The 20,701-nt window shown below is 62.4% G+C and carries 17 protein-coding genes and 1 pseudogene; 5 read left to right on the forward strand and 13 right to left on the reverse strand.

Annotated elements, in window-relative coordinates; genetic code table 11:
* Positions 1–359 precede the first annotated feature (359 nt).
* The 6 genes and pseudogenes from F1609_RS33180 to F1609_RS33200 form a co-directional block, all read right to left on the reverse strand.
* Complete coding sequence (locus tag F1609_RS33180) at positions 360–1,763, reverse strand: glycoside hydrolase family 9 protein (RefSeq protein ID WP_370661705.1); 1,404 nt, start codon at positions 1,761–1,763, stop codon at positions 360–362.
* A 116-nt stretch (positions 1,764–1,879) separates the two neighbouring features.
* A pseudogene (locus F1609_RS35295) lies at positions 1,880–2,083 on the reverse strand (cellulase N-terminal Ig-like domain-containing protein); the annotation flags it as partial.
* Positions 2,080–3,414 (reverse strand): MFS transporter, encoded by a 1,335-nt coding sequence (locus F1609_RS33185; RefSeq protein ID WP_167082082.1) that lies wholly within the window; start codon positions 3,412–3,414, stop codon positions 2,080–2,082. The pseudogene F1609_RS35295 and the gene F1609_RS33185, both read right to left, overlap by 4 nt.
* Positions 3,401–4,480 (reverse strand): glucokinase, encoded by a 1,080-nt coding sequence (locus tag F1609_RS33190; protein WP_167082084.1) that lies wholly within the window; start codon positions 4,478–4,480, stop codon positions 3,401–3,403. The genes F1609_RS33185 and F1609_RS33190 overlap by 14 nt, the downstream gene beginning before the upstream one ends.
* Before the next feature lie 37 nt (positions 4,481–4,517).
* Positions 4,518–5,837 (reverse strand): GH1 family beta-glucosidase, encoded by a 1,320-nt coding sequence (locus F1609_RS33195; protein ID WP_167082086.1) that lies wholly within the window; start codon positions 5,835–5,837, stop codon positions 4,518–4,520.
* Positions 5,838–5,941: 104 nt separating this feature from the next.
* Positions 5,942–8,362 (reverse strand): TonB-dependent receptor, encoded by a 2,421-nt coding sequence (locus F1609_RS33200; RefSeq protein WP_167082088.1) that lies wholly within the window; start codon positions 8,360–8,362, stop codon positions 5,942–5,944.
* 183 nt (positions 8,363–8,545) lie between these two features.
* On the opposite strand from F1609_RS33200, the gene F1609_RS33205 reads away from it, so the two are divergent.
* Positions 8,546–10,093: a tryptophan halogenase family protein gene (locus tag F1609_RS33205; RefSeq protein WP_167082090.1), complete on the forward strand. Its 1,548-nt coding sequence runs from the start codon at positions 8,546–8,548 to the stop codon at positions 10,091–10,093.
* Positions 10,090–11,103, forward strand: coding sequence for a LacI family DNA-binding transcriptional regulator (locus F1609_RS33210; RefSeq protein WP_167082092.1), 1,014 nt, complete (start codon positions 10,090–10,092; stop codon positions 11,101–11,103). Before F1609_RS33205 ends, F1609_RS33210 begins: the two co-directional genes overlap by 4 nt.
* A 92-nt stretch (positions 11,104–11,195) precedes the next feature.
* On the opposite strand, the gene F1609_RS33215 is transcribed toward F1609_RS33210, so the two are convergent.
* Entirely contained in the window at positions 11,196–11,795 is a 600-nt protein-coding gene (locus F1609_RS33215; RefSeq protein WP_167082094.1) for a recombinase family protein, read from the reverse strand.
* Between the two features lie 244 nt (positions 11,796–12,039).
* Between F1609_RS33215 and F1609_RS33220 the strand changes: the two genes are divergently transcribed.
* Both F1609_RS33220 and F1609_RS33225 read left to right on the forward strand, forming a co-directional pair.
* The gene (locus tag F1609_RS33220; protein ID WP_167082096.1) at positions 12,040–13,035 is read left to right on the forward strand and encodes a hypothetical protein; all 996 of its coding nucleotides are present in this window, start codon (positions 12,040–12,042) and stop codon (positions 13,033–13,035) included.
* Between the two features lie 85 nt (positions 13,036–13,120).
* Positions 13,121–13,549: a hypothetical protein gene (locus F1609_RS33225; protein ID WP_167082098.1), complete on the forward strand. Its 429-nt coding sequence runs from the start codon at positions 13,121–13,123 to the stop codon at positions 13,547–13,549.
* A gap of 1,281 nt (positions 13,550–14,830) precedes the next feature.
* Here F1609_RS33225 and F1609_RS33230 read toward each other — a convergent pair.
* The 4 genes from F1609_RS33230 to F1609_RS33245 form a co-directional block, all read right to left on the reverse strand.
* Positions 14,831–15,295 carry an immunity protein RhsI2 family protein gene (locus F1609_RS33230; protein WP_167082100.1) on the reverse strand — a complete coding sequence of 155 codons (465 nt, stop codon included), beginning with the start codon at positions 15,293–15,295 and terminating at the stop codon, positions 14,831–14,833.
* Positions 15,296–15,405: 110 nt separating this feature from the next.
* Positions 15,406–15,939, reverse strand: a complete 534-nt coding sequence (locus F1609_RS33235) for an HD domain-containing protein (RefSeq protein WP_167082102.1) — start codon at positions 15,937–15,939, stop codon at positions 15,406–15,408.
* Entirely contained in the window at positions 15,917–16,435 is a 519-nt protein-coding gene (locus tag F1609_RS33240; RefSeq protein ID WP_167082104.1) for a hypothetical protein, read from the reverse strand. Before F1609_RS33240 ends, F1609_RS33235 begins: the two co-directional genes overlap by 23 nt.
* Before the next feature lie 2 nt (positions 16,436–16,437).
* Positions 16,438–16,902, reverse strand: coding sequence for a hypothetical protein (locus tag F1609_RS33245; protein ID WP_167082106.1), 465 nt, complete (start codon positions 16,900–16,902; stop codon positions 16,438–16,440).
* An 86-nt stretch (positions 16,903–16,988) separates the two neighbouring features.
* Here F1609_RS33245 and F1609_RS33250 point away from each other — a divergent pair, with 86 nt between their 5' ends.
* Positions 16,989–18,896, forward strand: a complete 1,908-nt coding sequence (locus F1609_RS33250; protein ID WP_167082108.1) for a tetratricopeptide repeat protein — start codon at positions 16,989–16,991, stop codon at positions 18,894–18,896.
* Between the two features lie 115 nt (positions 18,897–19,011).
* Here the strand turns inward: F1609_RS33250 and F1609_RS33255 are convergent, their stop codons facing one another.
* The gene (locus F1609_RS33255) at positions 19,012–20,079 is read right to left on the reverse strand and encodes a nucleotidyltransferase family protein (protein WP_167082110.1); all 1,068 of its coding nucleotides are present in this window, start codon (positions 20,077–20,079) and stop codon (positions 19,012–19,014) included.
* A gap of 14 nt (positions 20,080–20,093) precedes the next feature.
* A complete protein-coding gene (gene rfaE2 / locus F1609_RS33260; protein ID WP_167082112.1) occupies positions 20,094–20,567 on the reverse strand; it encodes a D-glycero-beta-D-manno-heptose 1-phosphate adenylyltransferase in 474 nt (157 codons plus the stop codon).
* Between the last annotated feature and the right edge of the window lie 134 nt (positions 20,568–20,701).

A 20,701-nucleotide genomic window follows, 5' to 3' on the forward strand; every position in this document is an offset into this window, starting at 1 on the left:
CCTTAAATACGGGATGCCATTTGTGCGGTCTGCCCGGCGACGGGGGGTATCAATAGCACATAACCTCAAAGGTGCTATGGATCCCCGCCTTCGCGGGGAAGACGGCTCTACGGTTTGCGGTTCGCGCTCTGGGGTTTGCGGTTCGCGGTTCGCGGTTTGCGGTTTGCGGTTTGCAGTTTGCAGTTTGCGGTTTACGCTTTGCGGTAGTCTTATCAACGCTACAGCGTTTCACTGACCTTCAGGTACTCCCGCAGCACGCACACCACCATTGCCTCAGCGCCGCGAATTCGCGGGCATCGAACGTTTGAACACATCGGACTGCACCAGCATCGCCAGAATGGCATAAGGATCGTCGCGCTTCACGGCCCCTCCCCGCCCAGCACATCGAGCGCGGCCGACACGTACACCAGCGGCGCATTCCAGTTGATCGCCACTTCATTGCTGGCGTAGCTGCAATCGTCATCGATGTACGACAGCGCCGGCAGCGCCGACGGATACACCGCCTTGCAGTCGCCCTTGTCCTGCTGCCCCGCATGCGGCCCCCCGGCCAGAAAACCCGGCACGGGCGCCGCCACCTTGTCGGCCATGGACGGCCGGTGATGCGGATGCATCACCTGGCGCGCGCCGAAGCCGGTCACGAACGCATAGCCGGTGGCATTGCGCCCCAAAACATAATCGAGGCCGGCCTGCGCCGCATCGAGGTAATCGCGCTTGCCGTTCAACCGGTAAGCCTGCAGCAGCATCATCGACTGGTTCAACGCCACCGCATTGCTGCCCCAGACAAAATCGCCGCCCTGCATCGGCACGCCGTAGGCGGAAACGCGCCAGGTGGCGGCCAGCGACGCCGCCAGTCCATCGACACGCGCGGCGATCAGCTTGCGGTCGGCCACCGCGCTCAAGCTGTTGCGGTGATGCGCAAGCGAGATCCAGGCCAGGCCGCGCACGTCGGCCCATTGCGGCACGCTGGCCGAAACGCCTGCCGGCTGCATGGCCGCGTAGTAGCTGTCCTTGCCGCTGCTGATATACAGTTCGGCCGCGGCCCACGCAAATTCATCGTCGAAGGTGGCGTCGCCGTATTCGCCGGTCACCACGCCGGCCGGATTGCGGAACGCCACGACCGGATTGGCGCGCGCCCATTCCCACGCCGCTTCGGCCGCGCGCAGCATCTTCGCCGGCAAGCCGGGCAACTGCTGCTCGTAAGGCTTGAGCACACGCGCGGCGGTGGCCATGGTGGCGGCAAAATCGAGCGTCGCCGCGGTTCCCTTGCGCACCACGTAGCGCGGCTCGGTGCCCGCTTCTGCCGGCATGACGATACCGTCGAAGCGCTGGTTGGTCAGCTTGTTGTACACGCCGCCGTCATGCGGGTCCTGCATGGTCAGCATCCACTCCAGGTTCCAGAGCGCTTCGTCGAGGATGTCGGGCAGCTGGTTGGCGCTTTCCGGAATGCCGGTCCGCTTGCGCGCAAAATAGTCGGGATAGTGCTCGAAGGCGGCCAGCAGGGTGTAGGTCGAGATACCCGAATTGACGATGTACTTGTTATAGTCGCCGGCGTCGTACCAGCCCCTGGCGCTGGCGATGACAGTACCTTCCGGCCGCTCTTTGGATGCCGCCGAGGCGTGCACCAGCACCCGCGTATCCGGGTGCCCGGCCGCGCGCGCGTACACGCCGGCGTGGGCCGCATCGAGCGCCATGCCGGAGCGGTTGTAGTAAAACGCCTTGAGCGCGGCGCGATTGAGCTCCGCGTACACGCCGGCGCGTACCACGAAGCGCTCCGAGGGCGCGGCGCCGTCAGCGCGGATGCGGTATTCGCCGAGCCGGGCAGGGCCGAAAAATCGGCCAGCATGACCGTTTCGCCCGATTCCTTCCAGGTGGCGGCGGGCTTGGTGCGGCCGCGCCAGGCCACCGCGCCGCTGGCGGCGTCGATGACCTCTACCTCGCCAGTGGCGCCGGCCGGCAGCACGGCCACCTTGCGCGCCTGCGCAGCGAAGCCAAGCTGGTTGACGTGGATGCCATCGGGCGCCGCGCTTGCGCACACGCCGGCCGCCAGCAGGACACAGAGCAGGCCGGCCGGCGCGCGCCTCACGCCGGCATCGCCCGGCCGGCTACCGCCTCGTCAGGCGCCGCTTCGTCGATATAAAACGGCGCGAACCAGGTGGCGATGAACGAGGGGATGGTGGCGACCATCACGAAGATGAAGTAGTTGATGTAGCCCATCCACTCCTGCAGGTGGCCGCTGACCGCGCCCGTCACCAGGCCGCACAGGCCCATGATGCCGGTGCCGAAGGCGTAGTGCGTGGTGGTGTATTTGCCCGGCGCGAGCTGCTGCATCAGGTAGATCATGAAGCCGACCGCGCCGAAGCCGTAGAAGAACTTCTCGATCATCACGCCGGCCGTGATCAGGTACAGGCTCGTTGGCAGGTAGACGGCCATGATCAGGAAGGTCACGTTCGGGATGTTGACCGCGCAGCACAGCACGAACAAGGTCGGCTTCAAGCCTTTCCTGGCCACGTACCAGCCGCCCAGCAGGGACCCGAGCAGCACCGCGGCCAGGCCGTAGGTGCCGTAGATGACGCCCAGCTTTTCGTTGGTCAGCCCCAGGCCGCCCTTGGCGGCCGGGTCGACCATGAAGAACGGCCCGATCTTTTCGAGGAAGCCGATACTGAGGCGGAACAGGAACGCAAACGCGATCATGCGCCACACGCCGCGCTTCTGGAACAGGGTGACGAAGGAGTCGGCCAGAAAATGGCCGACCTCTTTGGCGCTGGACGGCGTGTTTTCGGCGCGCGCGCCGTCGGGCATGAAACGCGCATGCCAGAGCGCCATCAGCACCGTCAGGCCGCCCACCAGGAAAAAGATGATGCGCCAGGAATCGATCCAGTCCGGGCCGAACACGGCGGCGTCGTGATGGAACATGTTCACATGCAGCCAGCCGCTCAGGTACACCATGCCGCCGGCGGCGACGATCGGGCCCACGTTCCAGCTCAGGCTCTGGATGCCGCAGTACAGCGACTGCGCGCGCGAGTCTAGCGAGGTGACGTAGACGCCGTCGCTGGCGATGTCCTGGGTCGCCCCGACGAAGGACATGGCCCAGAACAGCGCCATCAGGATCGCCATGTAGTTCGGCAGCGCCATCACCAGCGCGATGCCGATGAAACCGAGGCCGAGCAGGGTCTGCGCGCACAGCACGAAGAACTTCTTGGTGCGGTACATTTCGACGAAAGGCGCGAACAGCGGCTTGATGGTGTAGGCCAGGATCAGCAGGCTCGAATACTCGGCCGCCTTGCCGTTGTCCATGCCCAGATTCTTGAACATGATGGCGGTGACGGAGGTCAGCATGACGTACCCGAGCGCCATCGTGAAGTAACCGGTCGGCACCCACAACAGCGGCCAGACGGTCGGTTTAGAAGCGTGCATGGTCGTTTTCCGTTTCAAGAAGGGGCAGCGGCAAAGGCGCCGGCGATGCGGCGCGCGGCGTGGAGGCGCTTGCCGCCAGGTCGCCCACGTGGGCCAAGTGCTCCGACAGGATCGCCGCCGCGCCCAGCATGGCCGGATACGCGGCGGTGATCACCAGGGTCGGGATCTGCGAGGTAAAGGCGGAAAAGCGTCCCTTGTTCTCGAAGCGTGCGCGAAACGGCGAGTGGGCAAAATAGGCGCCCAGGCGCGGCACCACGCCGCCACCGATATACAGGCCGCCGCGCGCGCACAGGGTGACCGCCAGGTTGGCTGCGACGGTGCCCAGCATACCCGAAAAACAATCCAGCGTTTCGCGGCAGAGCGGGTCGCTGCCGGTTAGGCCGCGCTCGACGATGTCGGCGGTGGACAGGCTGGCGTCGAGCGAGAGGCCGCTCCTGGCGGCGAGCGCCTCGCGAATCAGTACGATACCCGGACCGGAGACGATGCGTTCGGCCGAGACATGCTCGTAACGCTGCCAGCAGTGCTGGAGCACCGCCACTTCGCGTTCGTCGAACGGCGAAAAGGCGACGTGGCCGCCTTCGCTCTGCACCGCCACCCAGCGCCCGTCGACCGGCACCAGGCCGGCCACGCCCAGGCCCGTGCCGGCGCCCACCAGGCCGATCACGCCGGTGGCAATGGCCCCGCCGCCGCCGATTTTATTCAGGTCCGCCGGACCGAGGGCCGGCAGCGCCATCGCCAGCGCGGCGAAGTCGTTCACCACCAGCAGGGTGTCGAGCCCCAGCGCGGCGCGCGAGGCGCTGATCGAAAATGCCCAGTGGTGATTGGTCATCTTGACGGCGTCGCCATCGACCGGATTGGCGATGGCGATGACCGCGTGGCGCACGCGCCGCGCCGGCAGCCGGTTTAAGTAGGCGCGGACGGCGTCGTCGAAGTGCTCGTAATCGGCGCAGGCCAGGGTGTGCGCGTCGCCCACCCGCCCGGCGCCGTGTTCAAGCGCGAAGCGCGCGTTGGTGCCGCCGATGTCGGCCAGCAGGCGCGCACCATCGGCATAGGAATCAGGAACCATGTTGCCTCCAAAGGAAAAGCAAAGGAACAGCGGTCGATCAGCGCTGGCGCCGGGTCACGAAGTCGCGGTACCAGAGGGCGCTGTCTTTGAGCGTGCGCTCCTGGGTCGCGTAATCGACATGCACGATGCCAAAGCGCTTGGCGTAGCCGGAGTTCCATTCGAAGTTGTCGAGCAAACTCCAGAGGAAGTAGCCGCGCACGTCGACGCCCTGCTCCATGGCCGCCTTGAGCGCGTCCAGGTGCATCTGCACGTAGGCGATGCGCTCCGGGTCGGCGACCTTGCTGTCGCTGACGGCGTCCGGATTGGCCATGCCGTTTTCGGTGATGTAAATCGGCGGCAGCATGTATTCGGCATTGAGCTTGACCAGCAGTTCGGTCAGGCCCTGCGGATAGATCTCCCAGCCCATGTCGGTAAAACCGAGCTTGCCGGGCGCCGTGCGCGGCGGCGTTTCGGCGCTGCAGAAGGAACGGAAGTAGTAGTTCACGCCGAGGAAGTCAATTGCCTGGGCGATGGCGGCCATGTCGCCCTCGTGCACCACGGGCGCGTTCTCGCCGTGCGCACGCAGCGCCAGTTCCGGATAGCGGCCCTTGAAGATCGGGTCCATGAACCACTGCACAGAACGGGCGTATTCCAGTTCGGCCATGGCACGGTCAGCCTCGGAATCGGTGGCAGGATCGGCCGTCCACTGGTTCAGCACAATGCCCAGCCGCGCCGAAGTGGCGGCGGTGCGCATGGCGCTCATGGCCAGGCCGTGCGAGAGCAGCAGGTGGTGCGAGACTTGAATGGCTTGCTTCGCGTCGGCCACGCCGGGCGCGAACTGCGCATTGCCGTAACCGAGATTGGCGGTGCACCACGGCTCGTTATGGGTGGCGATGGCTTCGATCCGGTTGCCGAAGCGGCGCGCCACCTCCTGCGCGTAGTCGGCGAAGCGGTAGGCGGTGTCGCGGTTCATCCAGCCGCCGTCGTCCTGCAAGCCTTGCGGCAGGTCCCAGTGGTACAGGGTCAGGTGCGCCTTGAGGTCCTTGGCGGCCAGTTCGTCGAGCAGGCGGTCGTAGAAACCAAAACCCGCTTCGTTCCAGGCGCCCTTGCCGCTCGGCTGGACGCGCGCCCAGGCCATCGAGAAGCGGTAGGCGTCCACGTTCAGCGACGAGATCAGGGCGACGTCCTCGCGATAGCGGTTGTAATGGTCGCAAGCGACGCTGCCGTCGCTCTGGTCCTTGATGTTGTTCGGGTTCAGGCAGAAGGTATCCCAGATCGATGGCCCCTTGCCATCAGCTGCAGAGCCGCCCTCGATCTGGAAGGCGCTGGTCGCGACTCCCCACGTAAAGTCGGCGGGAAATTGATTGGTTTTGTTCATGGTAGAGCTCGATATCGGTGGGGCGATGACGGGACGCGCGGCGCCCGTCCGGGCACGCCGCGCCGCGTTCCGCTTCCCGGGGGAAGCGGACAGGGTGACGCGACTTAGAAGTCGACGCCGGTGTTAAAGCCGAAGGTACGCGGCGGCAGGTACTGCGCCACCCAGATGGCATTGAAGCCGTTCGCGGCGCTGGTCTTGACGTTTTTGTCGGCCACGTTACGCACGAAGGCATCGACCCACCACTTGTTGCTGGTGTAGCGCAGACCCAGGTCGGTGCGGGTGTAGGCTTTCTGGCGGTCGCCCTCGCCCAGGTTGAACACGCTCAGCCAGGACGCGGTTTCATAATGGGTCGAGATGCGCGGCACCACCGTGGCGCCGCCGGCCAGCTCGAACGTGTGCTGGTATTGCAGCTGCATCGAGAACTTCGGCGCGTGCGGCATGGTGTTGCCGGAGACGTCGAGGCAGTTGCCGATGCCGGGGATGTTGCAGACCGGCAGAGTGTAGTCGTTACTGCCGCCAACGAGCGCGCCCAGCTTGGCGCGGGTGTACGCCAGCGTCAGTTGCAGCTTGTCGTCGCGGGTGAGCTTGGCGGCGATTTCCGACTCCACGCCGAACACGGTGGCGCCGTCGGCGTTGTTGGTGGCCAGCCCGCGGGTGCCGTCGGGATTGCTGACCGGGGCGCTGAACTGGAAGTCCTTGAAGTCCGAGTAGTAGATCGCATTGTTCACCTTGACCATGCCGCCCATCAGGGTGCTCTTGCTGCCGATTTCATAGTTGGTCAGGGTTTCGGCGCCGTACGGACGGCCGCCATCCTGCAGACCGCCCGACTTGTAGCCGGTCGAGACGCTGGCGTAGACCATGTTGCTGCGGTCAAGTTCATAGTTCACGCGTACCAGGCCGGTGGTCTTGCTGCCGTGGTAGACGCCATCGTTCGATGGGTTGTTCGGCACGAAGCCCTGGCCCGGCAGGCGTGGGTCGATCGACGGGCTGACCGGCACTTGCGGCACGTCGGCCTTGCCGTCCCAGGTGTAGCCGTTGCCGCCCTGGTTGGTGCGCTTGTCCTTGGTGTAGCGCAGGCCGCCGGTCAGGTGCAGCTTGTCGCTGATGTTCCAGGTGGCCTGGCCGAAGGCGGCGCTCGAAGCGACGGTCTGCTTCGGCTGGATGAAGGAACCCTGCCAGTTGACCGTGCCCTCCTGGGTGCCGTTGAAGATCGGGATGTCGAAGCGCATGTCGTTCTTTTCGGCCGCGTAGTACAGGCCGAGCTGCCAGTCGACCGTGTTCTTGCCGAGCGACTGGAGTTCAAGTTCGTGGCTGTGGTTCTTGTAGTGCGAGGCCACGGTATTGTTGGCCTGGTATTTCGCGCCGGTGGCGAAGCTGGTCGGAATCTCCACGCCGCCGTCCTGGTCGAAGGTCGACGAACCGGAGAAGCGCGCCACGCCGGCGATGTAGTGCAGCGCCAGCGATGGGTTGATGGTGTATTCGAGGCGCGAGCGGATCGCGTCGGAATCGCGCTTGACGGTCGGCGCCACGTCGGACAGGGTCGACCACAGGTCGGTGCCGGCGCGCGGGGTTTGCAGCAGATTCATGCTCGGGGTGCCGCGATCGGCGTATTTTTCGTACGAGACGTTCCACTTCACGTCCCGTGTGATGTTCCACAGCAGGGACAGGCGAACCGCGGTCTGGTCCTGGGCGCCGTATTGCGGGCCGTTGGCGATGAACAGGTTCGGGTTGATCGGACGGAAGTCGCTATCCTTGCCGCCGCCGGCCTTGAAAGCCGCGCGCTGGTCCGCCACCGAAATCCTCGGCAGCTTCTGGTAGTCGACATAGCCTTCATGCTGTTCGTGCACGGCGGCGATGCGCAGGGCGGCGGTTTCGCCGAGCGGAATGTTAAAGGCGCCACGCGTGCCGAGGCGCTTGTAGTCGCCCATGCCCGCTTCGATGTTACCCGAACGCTCGCCGAGCACCGGTTTGGTGGTCTGCATGTTGACCGCGCCGACGGTGGAGTTGCGGCCCCACAGCGTACCTTGCGGGCCGCGCAGCACTTCGATCGCTTCCAGGTCGAACAGCAGCGAGGTGGCGCCTTCCGGACGCGGCGAATAGATGCCGTCGATGAAGCTGGCCACTTCCGGATCGGCGTATTCGGTCTTGGCGCTGTCGTTGCCGATGCCGCGCAGGGTCATGGTGATCACGCCATGGTCGCCCTGGCCGGTGGCCTGGAAACCCGGCACCAGGTTGACCACGTCCTGGATCGTTTGCACGTGGTTGTCCTGCAGTGCGGCGGCATTGATCGCGGTGATCGCGATCGGGGTCTTTTGCAGCGGGGTCGAACGCTTGGTCGCGGTGACCACGACTTCGGGAATCACGTTCGAGTCGGCGCTGCCAACGCTTTTACTGACCGCAGGCGCTGCCGGAGCTTGCGCCACATCCTGGGCGTGTGCCGCGCTGATGCCTGCGAGCAATGTCAGGATGGCGAGTTGAATTGGGGCGCGGGCGCGGCGAAACGCCTGGGTGGCGGTAGATTTCATGCAGTCTCCATTCGGAATTGTCCGATTTTTGTTGTTAAAAACTTGGCTGGGCGAGAAAACGTTTTTAGATCACGTGAAAACGATTTCATGGTACATTTCGGTGCATTCCAAAGTCAAACGAAATATTATGGTGCGGGCTGGTTTGTCATATTTGCCACACATCGCCACAAAAAGGGGCATTTCATGAAAGCGTTTCATAACGTATTGATCGTCGGCGGCGGTACCGCCGGCTGGCTTACCGCCTGCTACCTGGCGCGCTCGCTGGGCGCGGCCGATTCCGGCGCGGGCGGCGTGAGCATCACCCTGGTCGAGTCGCCCGAGATCGGCATCATCGGCGTTGGCGAAGGCACCTTTCCCTCGATCCGTTCAACCCTGGCGGCGATCGGCATCGACGAAGCGCGTTTCGTGCGCGAATGCCAGGCTACCTTCAAGCAGGGCGTCCGTTTCAACAACTGGGTGCGCCCGGCCGGCACGCCCGGCGCCGACCACTACTTCCATCCCTTCAGCCAGCCGAGCCAGCGCCAGGGCGGGCCGGAACTGCTGCCGCACTGGCTGCAGGGCACGGCCGGCGCCGGCGTGCCGTTCGCCCAGGCGGCCACCATGCAAAAGCGCGTGGCCGACGCCGCGCACGGACCGAAACGCCTGGCCGACGCCGACTACACCGGGCCGATGAACTACGCCTACCACTTCGACGCCGGACGCTTCGCCGCCCTGCTGGCCGAGCATGGCCGCTCGCTCGGGGTGCGCCATGTGCAGGCCAACGTGGAACGGGTCGAACTCGGTGCCGACGGCGCGATCGCCTGCGTGCACACGCGCGAACACGGCGCGCTGGGCGCCGACTTGTACGTGGACTGCACGGGTTTCCGGGCCGCGCTGATCGGCGAGGCACTCGGCTCCCCCTTCCGCAAAATCGACGACGTGCTGTTCGTCGACCGCGCGCTGGCGATGCAGGTGCCCTACCCCGCGCCGGATACCCCGATTCCGTCGTACACCATCTCCACCGCGCACGAAGCCGGATGGACCTGGGACATCGGCCTGCAGCAGCGGCGCGGCATCGGCTACGTGTATTCGAGCCGCCATACCAGCGACGAACGCGCCGAACAGGTGCTGCGCCAGTACATCGGCGCGGCCGCCGATGGCCTGACGCCGCGCCACCTGAAACTGAACATCGGCTACCGCGACGTGCAGTGGGTGAAGAACTGCGTGGCGGTCGGCTTGTCGGGCGGCTTCCTGGAGCCGCTCGAATCGTCCGGCATCGGCCTGATCGAAACGGCGGCCTACCTGATCGGCCACTTATTCCCGTTCAATGGCGACAGCGCGCCGGTGGCGGCCCAGTACAACCGCCTGATGCGCGAGCGCTACGAGCGCGTGGTCGACTTCATCAAGCTGCACTACTGCCTCAGTCAGCGCACCGACTCGGCCTTCTGGACCGACAACACCGACCCGCGTTCGATTCCCCAGTCGCTGCGCGACAAGCTGGCCATGTGGCGCTGCCGTGCGCCGCACCGGCTCGACTTCGTGGCCGACGTAGAGATGTATCCGACCTCGAGCTGGCAGTACGTGCTGTACGGGATGGAGTTCGCCACCAGCCTGCATCCGAGCGCCTGCCATCCGGCCCGGCGCCAGGAAGCGGCCGCCGAATTTGCCATGATCGCCAAACTGGCCGGCCACGCGCTGGCCGACCTGCCGCCGCACCGCGCGCTGGTGGAACACTTGTGCGAGCGCCGATGAGGACCAGCGAGAACGGCCCCGTCACCTTGCACCAGGTGGCGCACGCCGCCGGTGTATCCCCGGCCACCGCGTCGCGTTTTATGAACGGCACCGCGCGCGTGTCGGACGCCAAGCGGCGCAGCATCGAAGACGCCATCGAACGCCTGAACTACAAGCCGAACCTGGTGGCGCAGGGCCTGAAAATGGGCAGCACGCGCACCATCGGCGTGCTGACGCAGTCGCTGGTATCGGGCTACTTCAACGACGCCATGGTCGGCATCGAGGATGCTGTCAAGACGGCCGGCTATGCGCTGTTGATCATGAGCGGACACTGGCACGCCGCCGAAGAAGCGGAGCGGGTCGAACTGCTGATCGGGCGCCGCGTGGACGGCGTGGTGATCCTGACCGGGAACATGAGCGACACCCAGATCCTCGATTTTTCGCAGCGCGTGCCGATCGTGGCGTTCGGGCGCAAGCTCGAAGGCGAGCGGGTTTTCGGTTTTTTCCTCGACAATTACGGCGCCGCCTGCGAGGCGATGGAGCTGTTGATCGAACAGGGTCACCGCCGCATCGCCTTCATTCGCGGTTCGGACGACCAGGAAGATGCGCACGCGCGCCTGGCCGGCTACCGCGACACACTGGCCAAGCACCGCATCGAGCCCGATCCGGGCCTGATCGTGGCGGGCGACTTCCAGGAGTCGGGCGGGCTGCAGGCGGTCAATCAACTGCTCTCGTCGGGGGCGCGCTTTTCGGCGATCTTCGCGGCCAACGATTTATCCGCCTACGGCGCGCGCCTGGCGCTGTACCGGCGCAGCATCCGGGTGCCGGAAGACGTGTCGATCATCGGTTTCGACGACCTGCATAGTTCGATGTACACCACCCCTCCTTTGACGACCGTGCGCCAGCCGCTGTACGACGTCGGTTCGTGCATCGGCACCATGATGCTGGGGATGATCGGGCATGACGAGGTGAAGGTGCCGCTGCCGGCACTGAGCCTGGTGGTCAGGGAGTCGGTGCGGCGGCTCACTTGAGCCGGTTTCAGCGCTGAAGCATGGGCCTATGTAGATCACTCGCGGGCTTCGTCCACCGCAGCTGTTGTTTTCTGAAGGCGACTGCTCGTATGTCAGTAGTCGGCTGCATCGACTGAAGTGTATTTTGCCCGTACCCGCATGATGGACTGGCGAGTCGTACCATAATCACGAGCTATCCTGGCCACTGACTCCCCAGCCACGAGGCGTAGCATCGCCTCGGATTGCTGCGCTGTCGTCAGCCCTGGTCGACGTCCCAATGTCTTTCCTTCAGCACGCGCACGTGCGAGTCCTGCCTGGGTCCGTTCTACCAACAGATCACGCTCAAACTCGGCTACCGCACCTAGCACACTCATGGTCATCTTGCCAGCAGAGCTGGTTAGATCGACGCTGCCGAGCGCTAAGCAATGCACACGAACAGAATTGGCTACAAGCTGCTCGACCGTGGCCCGAACGTCCATAGCGTTACGACCAAGACGATCCAACTTGGTCACGATTAGCACGTCGCCAGGCCCAAGGCGGTCAAGCAAGCGAGCAAATTGGGGACGCTTGCCGGCCGCGAGACTACCGCTAATGCTTTCGCGAACGATCCGTCGCTTGTCTACGGCGAAACCAGCAGACTCAATTTCGTGGATCTGGTTGTCTATGTTCTGATCAACGGTACCCACCCTTGCATAAATGAAAGTTCGGGACATTTGTCGGCTAGAATAGTACGGTATGGGAGTACTAATTGTAAGGGATGTCCGATATTCGTACATACTATTTTTCGTACATCAAAAATCGATATGTACTAAAACCATCGTTTTCGTACATCACAGCTAAAACAACATATCTTTTTCCTACCGTTATTATATAAATATCTTTGTTGATTTCTGAGCGCTAAAGGCGTGTAATTACGCATCGGACTGCGTTCGCACTTTTTCCAGTTTTGGGCCTCCAATGAAATTTTCTAATAAGAATCTCTTTCTTGGTATTTTCCTTGCCTGCGGGATATGCCCTGCTGGAGCGAATCCGGTAAATGATCGCCTTCCATTTTGGGAAAAAGGGGCATTGATGTGTCCAGCAGAACCAGGACGCAACGCCTTTCCTACCAAACAAACGGGAGACTCGGCTCAACCATGTGACGATGGCGATATGACATTGTTCAATGGCCTTCTTTGCGCCGCCGGCGACCCACGAGGATGCCAAGGCGTGGCCGAGGCACAGAATCCGGCTAACGGCGAATGGGCGCGTTCACCGCGCATCCGCATACTCGGCCGTAACGACCGCGGCGACGCCTTTTTCTCTCCAGACATGGCGCTCGGCTTGCAGTTATATTTCGTCAAGACTGGTGATGTCGCAGCAGCCCGCAAATGGCTTACTTGGATGCATGAACACGTCGCGTGTTCTGTCGAACTGTTCAACAAATGCCTGGTGCGCGCCCTGCCGCGCTTTTGTACCAATGACGAGAAGGACAAAGGCTGCACTATGCGGCCAGGTGACGCCGCCCAGCTGTCGGCCACCGTGTCCTACCTCCAGCAGAAATACGGCCTGCAGGACCTACCTGACGGTCGCCTGCGTGGATACCTCGGCACGTTCTCAGGCTACGGCCAAGCCATTGTCGACATTGATGCGCATGTCAATGACGCAGGCTTCCCGATGCACTTGGTCGGGGTATCGGTAATGCTTATGCGCATGATGGGCCAGACCGATCCTCGCATTGCTGCGGCTGCCGCAACGCTGGCGAGGAGAGAGCCGCGCAATGCCTTTTTCCGCTACCTCAATGAAGGAAAGACCCGGGCCGTGATTGGCCTGACCATAGAGAAATGCCCGGAGCTGGATCGCCAGCCGACGCCGCCCTTGATCCAATGGCAGTGGGAGCGCGCAGAAGCTGACCGGGCCTGGGAACATTCTAGCTATTGGGACTGCATATTTATGGCACACCTTTTGCGCTAGCGCAAACTATGTTTATTAAATATATATTGCCCTTTGTTTTGCGTAGCATAATGCCTGCCGGCCGCCAGTATTTAGGGGAATGGGTATGATAATCGATAACGACGCCTTTAACAAATCTGCAATAGCAAAACTATGTATTGGTATAGTTCTGGGAAGCACACTAACAGTCGCGTCAGCACAGACTATTAGCTTTGATGAAGAAGTTAAGGCTGGTGGTGTGCGATGCGTGGCTCAAGGTCAGGATGAAAAGATTTACAAGAGTTTTTATGCTGGAGAGGGGCGCTATTTCGTCAATGCAAGCTTGACGACTGAAGCGAAAGACGGGGTGGGAAACTGTAACTTCATAACCGACTCACCTGAGCCTGCAGTGCAAACGGAGAAGTTCCAAGGTACCGACCAGCCGGTTAAGTATACTGTCCGCGCCTGTGCAGACTGTGGGAATTTTTTCTTACCTGTCTCTGATATGAGGCAGGTTTGCAAGTTTCGGGCAAATTCTGTCAGAGGCCAGAAATAGATCGAAAATCGGGACCTAAAAGAACGACGCCAGCGACTTCCTGTCACTGGCTGGAGATTTGCACGGAAGCACAATATTTGTGAAATCAGTGCAATATCTCATTAGCTATTTTCGCATAGTGAAATATGTTTGTCCGAAAATAATTGATTTATCAAGCGGAATGAGAATAGATATCTTTACTATTCCTTAAATTTTGTTGTTACATAGCCACGCAGTCATTGGGATATGCACTTAATTCAACCTACATGGAGGAACCATGCAACATACTGATCTCTCGCCTGAAGAAAGCAACCAGAAAACAATTGAAGCCGTATCCGCAGCTCGGCCGAAATTATTCGGGAAATTTACCGTAGATGGCGACAAAAGCTGGTCTAGTCCTTATATATCAGTTAGGCAACTAATATTTCGCCCTGGTAGTAAATTGATTTTTGACGAAGCTGTCACGCGCGCTAATCGAAATATTTTTATATTCGCTGAAGAAATAGTTTCTGAGGATCAGGAGAATCCGGGGACAATCACCTGGGTAGATGTCGCTCCATCCATACCGCCGGCAGCAGGGTCAGGGATAGCTGGTGCCAACCAAGGTGGCGCCGAAAATGTGGGTGGTGGCGTGGGTGGAACCGGTCCCGAAGGGCTCCGAGGCGAACTTGGAGCTACAGCGCCATCATTGACTATCGTAGTCAAGAACATCGTAGGTGGATTAAAGCTAGGTCTGCGCGGCGAGGACGGTGGCTCAGGGGGCGTGGGAGGAACAGGCGGGGCAGGAGGTCAGGGGGGGCATGGGACACATGCGAGTCAAAGCATGTTTGACTGCAAGAGAGGTGCTGGGAATGGCGCTCAAGGCGGAGCTGGTGGAGCTGGAGGTAGCGGCGGACAAGGCGGCTGGGGCGGGAATGGGGGCACATTCACCCTCATAACCGAAGGCGATAACGTGGCTGTGATTACGCGGCTATTGGCCGTCGACCTCTCCCCAGGTATGGGAGGCGGCGGCGGTGCAGGTGGTGTAGGGGGGCCAGGCGGACCAGGCGGACCAGGCGGGGCGGATGCTCGACCCTACTGCCAAGGTGCCGGCAACGATGGACCTGCCGGGCCGGCAGGTGGGCAGGGTGCCGCAGGTGCTAGTGGGCAGTCAGGCGTGCCGGGGCAATACTATGTTGGGGGCCTTAGCGTCGCCGATATTGAGAGTGCATTGAAATAACACTCGTTCAGCTAGGTGAACGGAGTCGAAGGATTCCGTTTTTATTCGGACAAAGGTACCGGAACGGGCTACGGCATCGGCCCTTAGCGCCGTACCTGCCGCCGGGACAAGCCCAATGAGTGCGCGGCGTCATCGGGGGGCTGATGACCAATGAAATCAAGTGCCGCAAGCAGCCCTACGACATCCATTCGTTGTCGCGCCTGCTCCGGGGCGGCATCCGGCAGTGTCAAGACCCCTTGCTCGGCCATACGCTGTATTTCTGTTGCCTCGCCCGCCCCGCCCTGCTGTGCATAGTCGCTGTCTGACCAGCAAAATGGTTCAGTCGCCTTCTGAAAATGACAGTAAGCACGCTCGATAACTCCTGAAAGTGTAAGCATAGCGAATTTTCCTTGCTGAATATTGTCCCAACATTCGTCCGAACCAAACAATCCAAGTGTGCCCTTGAGTCCGCCGAAGTTTGGCGATGTATTCAGCGCAACATTTTGAGCTGATATAACCCTTTGCGGATACACCCTCAATTGGTCAGCAAGTCGATATACCACCTTCATGGGAATATTGATTTTACCTTAGCTCCAGAACATCATTTTTCCCGGGTTGACAATTTTCTCTACTTTATACCTTCAATAGCCGGGATGTTCGAATCATTACGGCGCTGGGTCTAGGCAACGCTGCGCCGCAAACGTTCGCTGCCGCCGACGGCGATGTCTTCGAACGCCCCATCGAGCGTGGTGAACACATCCCAGCGCGATTGGCCGCGTTGTGCGGCGATCAGGTCGATGACGCGCAGCTCAAGTTCTTCTTCGCGCTTGCCCTTCCAGAGTTTATCGGCCAGGGCGACCGACAATTCCTCGAACGAGTTGCCCGGTTCCTGCCACGCCGCGTGCGACACGCAGCAGCGCGCCACCGCCGGCTGCACGCCGTTGGCCAGCATCAGGGCCTGGCCGGCCGGTTCGTGGCGCGAGCCGGGACCGTCGAGTTCTTCGGGAAAGGTGATCTTGCCGGCGTCATGCACCGCCGCGCCCAGCTCGATCAGGCGCGCGTCGAAGCGCAAGTCCAGGCTGTTGTAGATGTCGATCAGCGCGTCGGCCGCTTCGCCCACCAGTTGCAGGTGACGCAGCAGGCGCGCGCTGGCGCCAAGCGCGTGCAGCAAGGCGTAGGCGTCGGTGCGCTTATCCAGGGTTTTGTTCAGCATCGCGCACGCGGCAACTCAGGGATGCATATTTGCCCTTCGGAAGCGTGTTCTTGATGCCGAACGAGCGCAGTTTCTTGCCGGGATCGATATTTTCTTCGATCGTGCAGCGATTCTCCGCCGCGAATTTTTTCAGCGCCCCGAGGCTCCCCGCCACGCTGACCGTCACGCCACCCCCCTTGCTGACGCAGCAGCCGGCATAGCGCGTCATGTATTCCTCTTCAATGACCACCAGCGGGTGTCCGAACAAGCTGGCCGGTTTATTGAGCAGGTAATAATCGGTGTAATCGGCGCGCCCGTTCGGGCGTGGATTGACGTAGCCGGCTTTCATGTAGGCCTGGATGGCTTTTCCGGAGCTGCCGAGGCGCTTTTCAGATGCCTTGTCAAATTTCATGGCTTTCATCAAACCGTCTTCCAGATCGGGATTGCCGGCAGCGGCCGCACCGCCGCAAAGCGCGACGGCGAACAGTCCCAGAAAAGCTGCATGGTGCATGGTCATTCTCAGTCAGAAAAAAGTTTGCGCGGCGTAGCATCGAGCGGGACTGGTTCCGCAGCGCTCCCGCTTTTCGGCTCCAACGGATGGAAAGCCGCATACCCGATCACCATCACCAGCGGCGCGATCCAGACCGCGAGCCAGGACCAGCCGAGCTCGCCTGGCAAAATGATCAGTGCGAGTATCAGCGCCAGCAGATTATATATCGCCAGCATGGTCATCTTGTCGCGCATGGACCGGCGCGAAAAGTACAGGTAGAAACCAAGGCCGACCAGGCACGCAAAGAAAGGAATGCCCACCCCAATCAACCTTGCCGCGTCCTCGACCGCTTTCCCATCCATAATAACGGCGCTTGCTGGCAAGGACATGCACAGCCCTGCCGCGAGGATGCCGCCATACAAAAAAGTGCGCTGTGCTGTCATCGTTTTCCCATTTGTTTTCTGCATCGGCCATGCGGACGATGAGATGATCATGCACGCAATCGCCAGGGGGGCGGTCTTGCCCGCATGCGACAATATCATCCGCGATTTACTTATTCAATCACTATCGGGATGGCTGCATGAATTGGCTTAAGAAACTCACCGGGCAGCTCACAGGTATAAAAGAAGAAACGGACATCGCGGCGGTAGCGGCCGCGACGCCGGGAGCCTCCTCCGCGCCAAGTGATGCGGCTCCATCAGCCTACGCCGGCCAGGATCTCACCCTGCGCGAAGGTTCGCCGGAATTCCACCTGTTTGTCGCCAGCGCGACCTTGGACACCGGCTCCGGCCTGGCCCACGGCGCAATGCACCTGGCCTCGCTGCTGGCGGTCGAGCCAAGCCGCGCCGACTGGCGGGCGCTGGCCGCGCGCTATCTGGATGCAGCCAATGGCGATGTCGATGCGCTGCTGCCGGCCGGCGACGAGCGCTTTGCCCACAGCGAGGCGCTGCGGGCCTGGTTCTGGCAGCGCCAGGGGCGCACTGCCGAGGCGGTCGACCTGCTGCTGCAAGTCTCGCGCGCGGAGCGCCATGCGATCTATCTGCACGCATGGGCGCTCGACTGGCTCGAGCAAGACGGGGCGCTGGCCCTTGTCGACGAAGCGACCATGATGCAGCTGCTGGCGACGGTGCTAAACAGCGTCGAAGAAGCGCACGAGTCTTCGTTCAAGATAGTGCGCGCGATGAAGCGCTGGGCCGCTCTGGCCGAACGCGCCAGCGCCGGCTATGCGCCATCGCCCATCCTGCTCATGGTGCGCGCCGGCCTGCAACGCAAAGCCGGCAATTTTGACGCCGCGCTGGCGATCACGGGGCCCATCGAGAAGGCCGCTTCCACCGAACAGGGCAACGCCATCGGCCTGCTGCTGCGCTGCATGCGGCGCTTCGACGAATCCGAACAAGCCTTCATCCATGCCAACAGCTTCGATCCCGATGACATCACGCCCAAGCTGGAAGCGGGCGACACCTGCTTCGAAGCGGGCAACTGGCAAAAAGCGCTGGGCTGGTACGAGGCCGTGCTGGCGGCGGCGGACGGGCAGGAATGGGCGCTGGCTTCGTCCTGGTACTGCCGCTACAAACTCGATGGCGACGAATCCTGGATGGAGCGCTTGTGGGAAGCGATGCGCGGCGGCGACAACCGCGCCCACCAGCTGGTGTTCCGCGAGCGCGGACGGCTGGCGCAATCGATGGACGCCACCGCCAACCTGCTGCGCCAGATGCGCGAAGGCTGGCTGAAAAACGGCGGCGGTGACGGCGGCACCATCCAGATCGGCACCAGTTCGCTGGATGCGCCCAGTAACCAGCTGGCGTTCGCACTTGAATTCGCGGCGCACAATCCGGCCGCGCGGCTTGACATGGAAAGCGGGGCCGTTTCTTCTGTCGACCCGCGCCTGGTGCTGGCGCCGGTCGATTATGCGCTGTGGGCTTACGATGGCACCTTGCCGCATCCGGCCTTGCCGGCGCCCGATGCGGCGGTGCGCGACGCCATCGCGGCACTGGCGCTGGCGCCCTACCATCCGAACGAAAACTGGGCCCAGGCCAGCCACGTGGCGGCGCGCTTCGGCACTGCCCATGTGCGCGACATGCTGGCGGTGATGGTGTATCCGCCGCCGCTGCCGCAGGGCGTGAGCGCGCTCGAATGGCTGCCGCGCGTGCAGCTGGCGGCGGCGCAGGTGCTCGGCCAGGTCGACAGCGGCTGGGAAGGATCGGAACGGCGCCGCGCGCTGGTGTCGGTCCTGTTCGGGCCGATGGACTGGACCACCTGCGCGGCGATCCGCGTGCTGGCCTGGATCGCCGCCGCCGAACCGGCCTGCGCCACCGACATCTTGGGCTTGTTCGCGCGGATGGAACGGCATATTCCCGAAGTGGGCCACTGGGACTGGGTGACGCTGCTGTACCAGCAGTGGCTGGAAATTCCGTCCCTGTTCGATGCGGAACGCGAGGAACTGCGCCGCAAGCTGGCGGCGCATGTAGACAATTTTTCGCAGGACTAAGTCAGCGGCTAGCGCTAATGCCGCTAACTTAAGCGGTTTGATGACCGCAAACCTCAAAACCGTCGTTCCTGCCACTGGCAGAAAAGACTTCCCACCTTCGCGGGAACGACGAATCTTAAGCTAGCGGCATTACCGGCCAGCGCCAGCTTCGTTGATACGCGCCGAGGTGCGTGGCGATCTCGTCCGGCGCAAGGGTGAGCACCCACTGCTCGAACGACAGCGCGGCATCGTGCGGCGCGCCAAGGAAGCCGGCGCGGCACGCGGCCATGAACTCGCCCAGCTCGCGGCCCTGATAGCCGGTGTGCGCGGCGACGATGGCGCCATTCCAGACCACCTTGGCGCGCTTGTGGGTGTCGTGTTCCTCGATCGCCGCCAGGTACTGCGGACGCGCCTCAAGAAAAATGTCGCTGAAGATGCGCTGCTCCCAGTCGGCCCGTTCGGCATCGCGCTCGGGCGACTTTTTGCCGCCGTCCCAGGCCGACCAGCCGTAGCGGTCCAGTTGCGGCTTGTCTGCGATCCATGCCAGGAACGCGGTGTACGAGGGCCGCTTGGCGTCGCGCACGCGGCTGGCGGCGTTGCGGTTATCTAACAGGTAGATCTGGCGGTGAAAATACGGCGTCGAGGCGGCAAATTCAAACACCTCCTCCAAGGTGTCGAAGCCCTGCAGGTAACGCGCATGGTCGTAGCCGAGCAGGGCGAAGGTTTTGGCGACATCGCGCGTGATGAGGATCTCGGCGAACACCTGGTCGTTCTCGCGCAGGAGTTTCCACAGGCCGTCGTGGCCGTATTTCAGGCCCATTTTGTGGGCGATGCGACCCATCAGGTTGCCCAGGTCGTTGAAGGCGTAGTACGACGCGGCGAAGGCCATTTCGTCGGCCGGGGTGGTGATCAGGTCGATCTGCATCGAGCGGAAATCGAACGAGACCACGTCGCCGTTGACGATCAGGTCTTGCGGCGCAAAGGCGGCCTTGACCTGCTCGATCCAGTCCAAAGGCAGGTGGGTCGATTCAATCAGGATGTCGCTGTCGCCGAAGCTTTCCTTCTGCCCGTAGGCGAGAATCGGCTGGCAGCCGATGCCCGGGAACAGCGCGCGCAGCTTGTCGATGGTGGCGGCGGTGATGGCCTGGTATGCGGCGGCCGGCTGGCGGGTAACGCCGACGTGTTTCATGGCGTTTCCACCCATGGCAGACTCCTCGGTTATGTGCGGATTTTCGACAGCAGTTTGGTGGTCGAGCGGTCGTGTTCGAAATCGATGGCGACGGCCTGGCCGCCGTAGGCCAGCACGGCCTGGCCTTCGGGAATAGCCTGCATGTCGTAGTCGCCCCCCTTAGCGTAGATGTCGGGGCGCGCTTCGAGGACGACTTCGAGGGCGGTGTCTTCGTCGAAGTCGACCACCAGGCTGACCGATTCGAGCGCGGCCAGCACGGCCATGCGGTCGGCGCCGTTGTTGAGGGGACGGTCGTCGCCCTTGCCGAGGCGTTTGACCGAGGCGTCGGTGTTGGCCGCGACCACCAGCGAGGCGCCCAGCGCGCGCGCCTGGGCCAGGTAGGTCACGTGGCCGCGGTGCAGGATGTCGAACACGCCGTTGGTCAGCACCACCGGTTTGGGCAGGGCGGCGACGCGGGCGGCGAGGTCAAGGCGGGTGCAGATTTTGTTTTCGAAGTCGGGCATGGGAATGTTGTCGGCGTAAATTGTTCTTGCAGTTTGTGGCGAGACTACGACCCCGTCGTTCCCGCGCCAAGGCGGCCCTCGGCGGGAATCCATAGCACCTTCGCTAAGCAGATGTGCTATGGATTCCCGCCGAG

Source organism: Massilia aquatica (assembly GCF_011682045.1).
Lineage (GTDB): Bacteria > Pseudomonadota > Gammaproteobacteria > Burkholderiales > Burkholderiaceae_D > Telluria_A > Telluria_A aquatica.